At 74.0% G+C, this 11,531-nt stretch carries 10 protein-coding genes; 4 read left to right on the top strand and 6 right to left on the bottom strand.

The window, feature by feature from the left end; genetic code table 11:
- Positions 1-104: 104 nt before the first annotated feature.
- On the bottom strand, positions 105-329 hold the full coding sequence (locus tag FB455_RS33600) for a CDGSH iron-sulfur domain-containing protein (RefSeq protein ID WP_145755779.1): 225 nt from the start codon (positions 327-329) through the stop codon (positions 105-107).
- Positions 330-517: 188 nt separating this feature from the next.
- Here FB455_RS33600 and FB455_RS33595 point away from each other — a divergent pair, with 188 nt between their 5' ends.
- Both FB455_RS33595 and FB455_RS33590 read left to right on the top strand, forming a co-directional pair.
- Positions 518-1,933, top strand: coding sequence for a hypothetical protein (locus FB455_RS33595; protein ID WP_036311643.1), 1,416 nt, complete (start codon positions 518-520; stop codon positions 1,931-1,933).
- A 244-nt stretch (positions 1,934-2,177) separates the two neighbouring features.
- Complete coding sequence (locus FB455_RS33590; RefSeq protein WP_013286029.1) at positions 2,178-3,311, top strand: SigB/SigF/SigG family RNA polymerase sigma factor; 1,134 nt, start codon at positions 2,178-2,180, stop codon at positions 3,309-3,311.
- Between the two features lie 100 nt (positions 3,312-3,411).
- On the opposite strand, the gene ctaD is transcribed toward FB455_RS33590, so the two are convergent.
- The 5 genes from ctaD to FB455_RS33565 form a co-directional block, all read right to left on the bottom strand.
- On the bottom strand, positions 3,412-5,415 hold the full coding sequence (gene ctaD, locus FB455_RS33585; protein WP_013286030.1) for an aa3-type cytochrome oxidase subunit I: 2,004 nt from the start codon (positions 5,413-5,415) through the stop codon (positions 3,412-3,414).
- 87 nt (positions 5,416-5,502) lie between these two features.
- Entirely contained in the window at positions 5,503-6,234 is a 732-nt protein-coding gene (locus tag FB455_RS33580; RefSeq protein ID WP_145755778.1) for an ATP-binding protein, read from the bottom strand.
- A gap of 133 nt (positions 6,235-6,367) precedes the next feature.
- A complete protein-coding gene (locus FB455_RS33575) occupies positions 6,368-6,820 on the bottom strand; it encodes a DUF4383 domain-containing protein (RefSeq protein ID WP_145755780.1) in 453 nt (150 codons plus the stop codon).
- A gap of 107 nt (positions 6,821-6,927) precedes the next feature.
- A complete protein-coding gene (locus FB455_RS33570; RefSeq protein WP_145755777.1) occupies positions 6,928-8,082 on the bottom strand; it encodes a glycosyltransferase in 1,155 nt (384 codons plus the stop codon).
- 28 nt (positions 8,083-8,110) lie between these two features.
- Positions 8,111-9,094, bottom strand: coding sequence for a glucosyl-3-phosphoglycerate synthase (locus tag FB455_RS33565; RefSeq protein ID WP_225319619.1), 984 nt, complete (start codon positions 9,092-9,094; stop codon positions 8,111-8,113).
- A gap of 248 nt (positions 9,095-9,342) precedes the next feature.
- Here FB455_RS33565 and FB455_RS33560 point away from each other — a divergent pair, with 248 nt between their 5' ends.
- Entirely contained in the window at positions 9,343-10,365 is a 1,023-nt protein-coding gene (locus FB455_RS33560; RefSeq protein ID WP_145755776.1) for a Gfo/Idh/MocA family protein, read from the top strand.
- Complete coding sequence (locus FB455_RS33555) at positions 10,358-11,446, top strand: zinc-binding dehydrogenase (RefSeq protein WP_145755775.1); 1,089 nt, start codon at positions 10,358-10,360, stop codon at positions 11,444-11,446. The genes FB455_RS33560 and FB455_RS33555 overlap by 8 nt, the downstream gene beginning before the upstream one ends.
- Positions 11,447-11,531 lie beyond the last annotated feature (85 nt).

Raw genomic sequence — 11,531 nt, 5'->3', positions numbered from 1 at the left:
CACCCGCTGCCTCAAGCGCTACATCGCCCGACAGCTCTACCGCACCATCACCACCCACCACCAAACCCCTTGACAACCCCACTCACAGATCGACGAGGTGGGGGTCAGGACTCGCGGTCGCTGCCGGCTCGGAAACCGCTCAGCTTGTGCGTGCCGTCGCAGAACGGCTTGATCGCGCTCTTTCCGCACCGGCACAGCGCCACCGTGCCCCGGCGCGTCTCGATCGGCGTGCCGTCGGGCGTGACCAGCGCGAAGTCGCCGCGTACCAGCAGTGGTCCGTCCCGGTACGGGGTGATGGTCGCCGCCGGGGTGCTCTCGTCGTCGGGCATGCGCGGTGCAGTGCCCGTCCCGGTCCGGCCCAAACCCGCACCCGAGCGCTGTTGCGCCCGCGACGGCGGGCACGCGGCGCGACGGCGTACCTGGGTGTCGCGGGCGGTGCGGTTACCGGGCGGGCCTTGGTCCTCACCCGTGGGGAGATGCCCCGTTTAGACCCCAGAGGGACGGGAAGCCGGGCCGCGTGGTGAGCGAACGAGTCGAACGGACGCCGGTCAGCGGCGCAGGGCTGCCCGCGGAGCGGGTGGTGGCGGCCGGCAGCGCCGCCCGGGTCCTGGTCGCCGTGACCGCCCGGGCGCTGCGCGGCGACGACTGCGGCGACCTCGGCCACCCGGGCGCGCTGTCCCGCCTCACCGGCGCGCCCGAGCCGGTACGCCGCGCCGCCGCCGTCCGGGCCGCCGGGCGGGCGGCGCTCACCGCCGGACAGATCGCCGCCGTGGACGCCGAGCGGGTGGCCGGGTGGTTCGCCGGGCAGTACCCGGACCGGCGCTGGCCCGGCGTGGTGCTCGGCTCGCCGCACGGCGCCGCCGCCCACCTCGCGGTGGCCCTGGGCGTGCCCTGGCTCCCTGCCGGGTTCGAACTGGCCGGGCAGTGGACCCGGGGGGCGGTGGACCGTCCGGACGCCGCGTACGCGCACGGAGCCACGCTGGCCGCCCGGCTGCTCGACGCCAACCCGCGCGTGCACGTACGCCAGGTGCACTGCCCGGCCAGCCGGGGCGCGGCAGCCGGCGCGGCGGTGACGTTCGCGGTGCGCTGGCGCACGCTGCCGAAGGCGTACGCGCGCTTCCTGGCCGACCGGCTGGAACCGGGCGCGCCGGTGCTGCTGCTGCACGACGCCCGCACCTGGCCGGTACGCGACTGCGGCGACGGGCACAGCTTCCAGGCCGGCTGCCCGGGCGGCGGCCTGGACCCGGTCGACTTCCACCCGGACGCCCGGGCGCTGGGCCAGGTGCTGCGCGCGGCCGGCGGTGACGAGACGCGCTGGACCGCGCCGGAGGTCACGGTGGCGGGCGCGTTCGCCGAACACGGCGTGGAGTCCGGTTTCGAGCACGACGCCCGCTCCTTCGGCGACCGGCACGGGCATCCGCTGCACCTGGTGGTCGTGCCGCAGCCGGACGCGCTGAGCGCGGTGACCGCCGACCTGTACCGGCGCTGGCTGCGGCGGGCCGGCAAGACCGGCAACCGGCTGGTGGTGGAGTGCGGCCGGCTGCTCGACCCGGCGCAGGTGCTGCGGGCCGGCCTGGTGCCCTACTGGTGCGAGAACGCCGCCGCGCGCCGGGTCGCGGGCGTCGAGTGGTGGCTGGCCGGCAGCGAGCCGTTCAGCTCGGTGGACGTGCTGCCCGAGCCGCCCGGCCTGCGCTCGCCCGCGTACGCGGGACTGCCCCAGTGGCTGGCGGTGGCCGGCTTCGGGCGCCGCCGGCGGGCCCTGGACCGAGGTGCCGCCCGCGGCTACCCGGTCGCCTCGGTACCCACCCGACGTGCCACGGAGGTGTTGCGCAACCAGCCCTGCGACCTGCCCGCGCCGCCGCCGCTGCGGATGGCCGAGGCCCTCACCGTCCTGCGTGACGCAGGCGCACACCAGGGCCTGCTGGTCCGCTGAACCGCCGCCGGGACCGGGCTGCCGGCCAACCTGGCGAAACTTCCTCGCGATCCTGCGGTCCGTGATTGAGTACCTACGGAGCGGGAAGACCGCTCGCCGCGAAACGGCCCACGACGCCGTGCGGCGGGCAGCCACCGCTTTCGACGTATCCGTCACGTAACCCAACTTCCTCACCCGGTGCGTGGTCCGACCACGCGCACGACCGGTTCCGACCGGGCGGGGGCTCTTCGGCGAGGGGGCGCGGATGTTCGGACAGACCACCACACCCACACCACCGACCACCGACCGGGGTCTGGAGGACCTGGACGCGGCGGCGCTCGCGTACGCGGCCCGGATCGAGGGCCTGCCACCGGAGCGGCGGCAGGAGGCGCGGGACGACCTGGTCCGGTTCGCGCTGCCGTTCGCCGGCCGGCTCGCCCGCCGCTACCGCGGGCGCGGTGAGCCGCTGGAGGACCTGGAGCAGGTGGCCCGTCTCGGCCTGGTCAACGCCGTCGACAGGTACGACCCGGAACGCGGTTCGTTCACCGCGTACGCGGCGATCACCATCGTCGGCGAGATCAAACGGCACTTCCGCGACCGCACCTGGGGCGTGCACGTGCCGCGCCGGCTGCGGGACCTGATCCTCGAGGTGGGACAGGCGACGGCGACGCTGACCAGCGAGCTGTCCCGCGCGCCCACAGTGGCCGAGTTGTCCGCCCGGCTGGAGACGCCGGAGGAGGAGATCCTCGCCGCGCTGGAGTCGGCCGCCGGCTACAGCCCGGCCTCGCTCAACGCGCCGGTGGGCGGCGAGAGCTCGGCCGAGTTCGGCGACCTCGTCGGCGAGTCCGACCACGCGCTGGAGTCGGTGGACGACCGGGTCACTGTCAGCGGCCTGCTGCACCGGCTGCCCTGGCGGGAGCGCCGCATCCTGGCGATGCGCTTCTACGGCAACCAGACCCAGGCGGAGATCGCCGCCCGGTTCGGCATCTCCCAGATGCACGTGTCCCGGCTGCTGTCGCGGGCGCTGACCTGGCTGCGTCAGGCGATGCTCGCCGACGCCCCGCCGCCCTGGCAGAACGGCGCGGCCGAGGCCGAGCCGGCGAAGGCGCGGATCTCGGTGCGGCAGAACGGCGACCGGGTCGTCGTCGAGGTCGGCGGCGAGGTGGACCGGGCCGGCGCGGACCAGTTGCGCCGGGCGGTGCTCCAGGCGGTCACCGGCCAGCCCCGCGAGGTGGTGGTCGACCTGGTCGGCGCCGGTGGTTTCGACGCCGGCGGGATCGCCGCGCTGATGGCCGGCCGGGAGGCCGCCGCGCGTACCGGGGTGCCGCTGCGGCTGACCCGGGTGCAGCCGGCGGTGCGCCGCTCGCTGACCGCGGCCGGACTGCCGGCCGCCGACTGACCGACCAGCACGTGCCGCGCCGGCTTCCCACCACGGGAGCCGGCGCGAGGCGTACGACGAGAGGGCCGGCGCCCGACGGCGCCGGCCCTCGTCCGGTGTCTCAGTTCTCCGGGGTGTCCCCGTGCCCGCGCGGGTGCCGCCACCTGTCGTTGCGCTGGTCGTCGCGCTCGGCGTTGAGCGCGCTGCCCTCCGGCTCGTCGGTCTCCTCGAAGCTGGGCCGGCGCACCTCCTCCGGCTCCGGCACCTCCACCGGGCGCGCCCCGGACTGCGGAGCGGGCTGGTAGTCCACCGCCTCGGGCGCGCCGTACGCGCCGCCGGCCGACGGCGACTCCGGCACGTGCCGCTCGTGGTGCATCTCCTCGCGGAACGACTGCGGTGGCTTGGTGGTGCGCTGCGGCAGATCGCGGCCCAGGTCGGAGACGAGCGGGCCGTACTTGAGGTCGAACGCCGGCCGCTCGGAGCGGATGCGCGGCATCCGGTCGAAGTTGCGCAGCGGCGGCGGGCAGGTGGTGGCCCACTCCAGCGAGTTGCCGAAACCCCACGGGTCGTCCACTGTGACCATCGCGCCGTACCGCCACGACTTCCAGATGTTCCAGATCACAAACAGGGTGGACGCGCCGAGGATGAACGAGCCGATGCTGGAGATCGTGTTCAGCGTGGTGAAGCCGTCGCCGGGCAGGTAGTCGGCGTACCGGCGGGGCATGCCCTCGTTGCCGAGCCAGTGCTGCACCAGGAATGTGGCGTGGAAGCCGATGAACATGGTCCAGAAGTGCATCTTGCCCAGCCGCTCGTCGAGCAGCCGCCCGGTCATCTTCGGGAACCAGAAGTAGAGCCCGCCGAACGCGGCGAACACGATGGTCCCGAACATCACGTAGTGGAAGTGCGCCACCACGAAGTAGCTGTCGGTGACGTGCCAGTCCACCGGCGGGCTGGCCAGCAGCACCCCGGTCAGGCCGCCCAGCAGGAACGTCACCAGGAAGCCGACGGCGAACAGCATCGGCGTCTCGAACGTGATCTGTCCCTTCCACATGGTGCCGATCCAGTTGAAGAACTTCACTCCGGTCGGCACCGCGATCAGGAAGCTCAGGATGCTGAAGAACGGCAGCAGCACCTGCCCGGTGGCGAACATGTGGTGCGCCCAGACGGTCATCGACAGCACCGTGATGGCGATGGTGGCCAGCACCAGGCCGGTGTAGCCGAAGATCGGCTTGCGGGAGAACACCGGGATGATCTCGGTGATGATGCCGAAGAACGGCAGCGCGATGATGTAGACCTCGGGATGGCCGAAGAACCAGAACAGGTGCTGCCAGAGCATCGGCCCGCCGGTCGTCGAGTCGTACACGTGCGAGTGCAGCAGCCGGTCCGAGGCCAGCGCCAGCAGCGCGGCGGCCAGCAGCGGGAACACGAAGATCACCAGGACGCTGGTGAGCAGCGCGTTCCAGGTGAAGATCGGCATCCGGAACATGGTCATGCCCGGCGCGCGCAGCGTCACGATCGTGGTGATCAGGTTGACCGCGCCGAGGATCGTGCCCAGACCGGACACGGCCAGGCCGACCACCCACATGTTCGCCCCGACGCCGGGGGAGTGCTGCGCGGTGCTCAGCGGTGTGTACGCGGTCCAGCCGAAGTCCGCCGCGCCGGCCGGGGTGGCGAACCCGCCCACGACCATGAGCGCGCCCAGGAAGTAGAGCCAGTACGCGAACGCGTTCAGCCGGGGGAACGCCACGTCGGCGGCGCCGATCTGCAGCGGCACCAGGTAGTTGGCGAACCCGAAGAACAGCGGGGTGGCGAACAGCAGCAGCATCACCGTGCCGTGCATGGTGAACATCTGGTTGTACTGCTCGGGGGAGACGACCTGCATCCCCGGCCGGGCCAGCTCCACTCGGATGATCAACGCCAGGATCCCGCCGACGATGAAGTACCCGAACGACGTGATCAGGTAGAGCAGGCCGATCTGCTTGGCGTCGGTGGTCCGCAGCAACCGCCACAGCGCGTTGCCCTTCACCGCCTCCCGTACGGGCCCGGGGTAGCCCCCGAACCGGGCCGGCGCGAGGATCGCGGGCCCTCGGTCTCGTGCCGGTTCCGTGACTACCCGCTTGGGCATGGCATCTCACCCCGTGTGACGACAGACAGGACGGGCGGGCGTACCCGGCCCTCTGCCCATGTAACCAGGCGAGAGCGGAGAATTCGGTCAATTAGCCGGGAGCATGGCCCAGACGACCTTGCCGGCGCCGACCGGAGTGCTGCCCCAGCGCTGGGTCAGCTCGCGGACCAGCATCAGCCCGCGGCCGCCCTCGGCACGCGGATCGCGGCTGCTCGCGGCGCGGGCGTGGGCCGGGCTGCCGTCCATCACCGCGACCCGCAGGTACGGCCGGCGCAGCGTCAGCGTCACGTGCATCGGGGTGCCGGCGTGCCGCACCACGTTGCCGACCAGCTCGGTGAGCACCAGCGACGCGGGGCCGGCCAGCTCCGGCACGTTCCACCTGCCGCACGCCTCCGTGACCAGCTCCCGGGCCCGCCGGCAGGCGCCGGCGACCGGCTCCAGCCGGGCCCGCAGCCGGGGCGCCGCCTCCGCGCCGGCCAGCGCGGTCGCCTCGGCGCAGTCCCGGCGCACCGGCACCACCCGGCAGGCGGTGGTCTCGTTCAGCCAGGCCGCCGTCTCGGCGCAGGGAGCGGCGAGCACCATCGGCACCGCCGGCCAGTCGGCGGCGCGCCGCGCGGCGGCGGCGAAGACGGACAGGGCGAGCGGCTCGCCGACCTCGATCTCCTCCAGGTCGACCACCAGGGCGTCCGGCTGCGCGGCGAGGCAGTTGTCGAGCACCTCGTGCACCGCGCGCATCGTGCCCAGGTCGAGCGCTCCGGCCAGCCGTACGACAGTGACCGGCGACTCGTCGCGGACCTCGCACCTGATCCGGGTCACCATCGCCGCCTCGTTTCCTTCTCGTCGGGGAGGGCCGCCCGGCCGGGGCGATCGCCGCCTCCCGCAGCCGGAGGACTACGGACGTACCCGGGCCCCGGACCGGTGAAACCGGGCATCGGGGCCGCCGGGGCGCAGGTCAGCGGCGGTCCCCGCGCCGCGCCGCGACCAGCCCCAGCGCCAGCATGGCGGCGCCCAGCAGCAGGTGCAGCCACGAGTCGGCGCGGTTGACCGCGAGCGCGTTCGCCGCGTCGCGTCTGTCGACCGCCAGACCGAAGAGCCACAGCGCCAGGTAGACCGCACCGGCGCCGACCAGGAACGTGCGGGCGCCGGCGACGGTACGGGCCAGCGCCAGCCCGGCCAGGCCGAGTACCAGGTGCACCAGGTTGTGCACCGCCGAGACCTGGAACACACCGAACAGCCGGGCGCCGGAGCCCGGCCCGGCGAAGCGCAGATCCGCGTAGTCGCTGGTGATGCCCGGCACGAAGCCCAGCGCGCCGAGCAGTAGCAGGAGCACGGCGAACCTCGAGGCGATCCGGCGTACCGGCGCCCGCCCGTCGGCCGGGTTGCGCCGTGCCCGGGAGTGCGCCATCGAGTTCGTCACGCCGGCCTCCTCGCCACCGCGGGAAGCGCCGGTTTCCCGCGCCCGGCGGGGGCAAACGCCGGCCCGGCCGCGCGGGGCAGCCGGGCCGGTGCGGCTCAGGCCGGCTGCAGCGGCTTCGTCACGCCCGCCCGGACCCGGTCGTACAGCTCGACGTACTGCTGTGCCATCCGGGCCGGGGTGAACCGCCGGGCCGCCTCCCGCCGGCACTCGGCCGGCTCCAGCCCGGCGGCGGCGAGCACCAGGTCACCCAGCTCACGCTCGTCGTCGGTGAGCAGGCCGGTGCGGCCGTGCTCGATCAGCTCCGGCAGGCAGCCCCGGGCGGTGGCCACCACCGGCGTGCCGAGCGACAGCGACTCGACCACAGCCGTACCGCCCGGCTCCTCCCAGCGCAGGGGGAACAGCGACGCCCGCGCCGAGGCGACCAGGTCGTCGCGCTCCCGCCCGGCGACAGTGCCGACCCAGCGCACCCGGTCGCCGTCGACGTACGGCGCCACCTGGTCGTAGAAGAAACGCACGTCCGGGTTCTGCCGGGCCTCGTCGCCGGCCGCGGCCAGATCCTCCGGCCGGTGGTACGGGCCGACCGGCCCGGCCAGAACCAGCCGGAAGCCGCTCTCCTGCGCCAGCCGGGCGCCCAGGTCCTGCCCCTTGCCCGGGTTGATCCGGCCGAGGATCACCACGTGGTCGCCCTTGGCCACCGGCGCGTGCCGGTCCGCGTCGACCGCGAGCGGGGTGGACAGGTGCACGTGCCCCACCGAGTGCGCGCGCAGCGCCTCCGGAGCGCGCGCCAGCTGCGACGCGGACACGCCGTTGACCCGTACCCGGTCGCCGCCGTCGAGGTTGCCGTACAGCTCCGGATGCTTGGCCAGGTCCCAGTGCAGCGTGTGCAGCACCGGCGGGGCGTCCGGGCCCATCGCGGCGAGCGTGGCCAGCCCGACCGCCTCCACGTGGTCGTGCACCAGGTCGATGTCGTCGCGGGCGTGCAGCGCCCGCACCACCTCGGACAGGTGCGCCTGGGAGACGCCGCAGACCTGGTTGTACGGCCGCTGCAACGCGTGGAACTGGCCGTCCGGGAAGACCGCGATCCGCTCGTCGACCGGTAGCGTGCTGCTCTCCACCGAGGCGAGCACCACCCGTACGCCCAGGCGGCGCAGCTCCGGCACGAGCGTGGCGATCACGTTCTCGATGCCGCCGTAGCCCGGCGGAGGCACGGACAGCCACGGCCCGGCGTTCATCAGCACGGTGAGCGTCATGCGCTGTCCTCTCTCAGGGTTTCCCCACTCACGCGGCCGCCACCCGGCGGCGGGGAAGGCGGTGCCGCATCTGCGCCAGCGGCGGGCGTTCCTGCACCGACACGTCGTTGACCACGATCTCGCGGTCCAGGTTGGGCAGCGTCTCCGAGCCGCCCCGGCGGAACTGGGTCAGCAGGGCGGTCGGCGCCACCCCCGGCGCCGCCCACCCGCGTCGTTGCAGCCGCGACCAGGCGGTCAGCATGATCTGCGCGGACATCCGGCCCAGCGCGGCGGTGTCCTGGTGCCGGTGCTTGCGCTCACCCAGGTCGACCTGGGCCAGCGCGTCCAGCCCGACCATCTCCAGCAGGTCGATCAGCATGGCCGTCTCGACGCCGTACCCGGTGACGAACGGCACCCGCTCCAGCACCTCGCGGCGGCCGGCGTACTCGCCCGCGAGCGGTTGCACGAAACCGGCCAGCTCCGGCCAGAACAGGTTCAGCAGCGGCCGGGCCATCAGCTCCGTCACCCGCCCGCCGCCGTCGGGCTCCACACTCGTCGCACCGACCAGCGGCCGGTGGTAGAAGCCCTTCACGAACTCCACGCCCGGATCCGTCAGCAGCGGCCCGAGCAGCCCGGTCACGAAGTGCGGCCGGAACTCGCGCAGGTCGGCGTCGACGAACGCGACCACGTCCCCCTCGGCCGCGGCCAGCCCGGCCCAGAGCGCGTCGCCCTTGCCGGTCAGGCGGGGCAGCCCGCGCGTCATCGCGTCCTGGCTGACCACCTCGGCGCCGGCGGCGCGCGCCACCTGCGCGGTCCGGTCGGTGGACCGGGAGTCCACCACGATCAGCTCGTCGACGAGCGGCACACGGTCCATCAGGTGTTCCCGGACGGTCGACACGATCGCGCCGACCGTCGCCTCCTCGTTGCGGGCCGGCAGCACCACGCTGACCCGGCTCGCGCCCTTGGCGCGTACCAGTCGCCGCGCCGGCCAGTCGTCGGCGGTGCTGGTGCGGTACGTGGCCCACGCCTCCACCACAGGTGAGACGGTCGAATCTGATTCCCGCACGGGCACCCCCCATTAGTGGTGGAATCGCGAATCATGGTTTTCCCAATCCCGCATCCGCGCTAACCGGATCTTGCCTAACAACCTGATCACCAGGTGCGTACCGGGCGGTTCCGGGCGGATGAACGTTGCGTTGCGCCCCCCGGCGGCGTTTCGCGCGCGGCCGCCGGGGGGAGTGGTGACCGCAGTCTTCCAGTCGTGGCGAGAGGGTTGGTCGGATGCGTACCTGCCGGGTGGGACTAGTCGGAGCCGGTGGGGTGGCACAACGCCACGCCCGGGTGCTCACGGGCTTCGAGGACGTGGAGCTGCTCGGTGTGACGGACGTCGCGCCGGACGCGGCGGGGGCGCTCGCCGGCACGTACGGCGGCCGGGTGTTCCGCGACGTGGACGAGCTGCTCGCGGCCGGGCCGGACGCGGTGTACGTCTGCGTGCCGCCGTTCGCGCACGGCCCGGTCGAGGAGGTGGTGGTCGCAGCCGGGGTGCCGATGTTCGTGGAGAAGCCGGTGGCGCTGGACCTGGAGACCGCCGAGCGGGTCGCCGCGCTGGTGCAGCAGCAGGGGCTGCTCACCGGCGTCGGGCACCACTGGCGTTACCTGCACGTCGTGGAGGAGGCGCGGCGGCTGCTCGCCGGCCGTCCGGTGCGGATGGTCAACGGTGCCTGGCTGGACAAGGTGCCGCCGGTTGCCTGGTGGGCGCGGCGGGACCGCTCCGGCGGCCCGGTGGTCGAGCAGGCCGCGCACGTGCTGGACCTGGTCCGGCTGCTGGCCGGCGAGGCGGTCGAGGTGACCGCGTACGGCGACGGCAGCCCGCCGCCGGTCGACGGCGCCGACATCGACTCGGTGACCGCCGCCACGCTGCGGTTCGGCTCCGGCGCGGTCGGCACGCTCGCCGCGTCCTGCGTGCTCGGCTGGAAGCACCGGGCCGGCGTGGAGATCCTCGCCGACGGGCTGGCGCTGTGGCTGGCCGAGGACGGCCTGACCGTGCGTGACGCCGACGGCGAGCGGCACGTTCCCGCCGACCCGGACGGCGCGCGGGTGGCAGTCGACCGGGCCTTCGTCGACGCCGTCTGCGGCCTCGGCGACGACGTCCGGGTGCCGTACGCGGAGGCGCTGCGCACCCACCGGCTCGCGCTGGCGGTGGCCGAGTCGGCGCGTACCGGACGGCCGGTGGCGTTGCCGACCGGGCCGGCGTCCCGACTCTCCGCGCCGGTCGCGGACGCGGGGGTGAGCGTCGATGCGTGACCGGGTGGTGGTGGTCGGCGGTCCCGGCCGGGTCGAGCTGGCCGAACTGGACGCGCCGGAGCTGCGCGAGGGCACGTTCCGGCTGGAGACGCTCTACAGCGGCGTGTCCGCCGGCACCGAGCTGAGCTTCGTCAAGGGCACCAACCCCTACCTGCACGTCACCTGGGATGCCGCGCTCGGGCTGTTCCGGCCCGGCGGGGCGAGCACGCCGTACCCGGTGACCCGGCTCGGCTACATGCAGGTCGGGCGGGTGGTGGAGAGCCGGACCCCGGCCGTCGCGGTGGGCGAGGTCGGCGCCATGACGTACGGCCACCGCAGCGGCTGGGTCGCCGACCCGCTCACCGAGCGGTTCGTGCCGCTGCCCGACGACCTTGATCCGCTGCTCGGCGTGTACGTCGCGCACATGGGCCCGATCTGCGCCAACGGGCTGCTGCACGCCGCGGCCGACCTGTGCGGCGCCGACGTGCGCTCGCTCGGCGACGGCGTACGCGGCCGCCGGGTGGCCGTGGTGGGTGGCGGCGTGGTGGCGCTGCTGACCGCCCTGTTCGCCCGCAGGCACGGCGCCGCCTCGGTGGTCGTGGTCGACCCGACGCCGGCCCGGCGGCAGGTCGCCGAGGCGCTCGGCCTGGACACGCTCGACCCGGACGCGGACGACCCGGCGGTGGTGCTCAAGACGCGGTGGAACCACGCCGCCGGGGACCGGGGCGCCGACGTGGTCTTCCAGTGCCGAGGTCAGGACTGGGCGTTGCAGCTCGCGCTGCGCCTGCTGCGCCCGCAGGGCACCGTGGTCGACCTGGCGTTCTACCAGGGCGGCGCGGACGCGGTCCGGCTCGGTGAGGAGTTCCACCACAACGGGCTGTCGCTGCGCTGCGCGCAGATCGGCCGGGTGCCGCGCGGGCTGGCCCCCACCTGGGACCGGGAGCGGCTGTCGGCGGAGACGGTGGAGCTGCTGCGCCAGTACGGGGACGTGATCCGTAAGCACCTGATCTCCGCAGTGGTCCCGCTGGACGAGGCCCCGGCCCTGCTGACCGACCTGGCCGAGCGCCGCCGCACCGAACTCCAGGTGGTCCTCACCCCCTGACAGTGATGATGTGGGAGCGGGTCACCCGGCCGGTCTGACTCACCCTCTGACTGACCTTGGGTGTCTTCTAGGGGATTCGTCGGCT

The sequence above is a fragment of the Micromonospora sp. CNZ296 genome, assembly GCF_007827635.1.
This window is presented reverse-complemented; position numbering and strand designations above follow the sequence as displayed.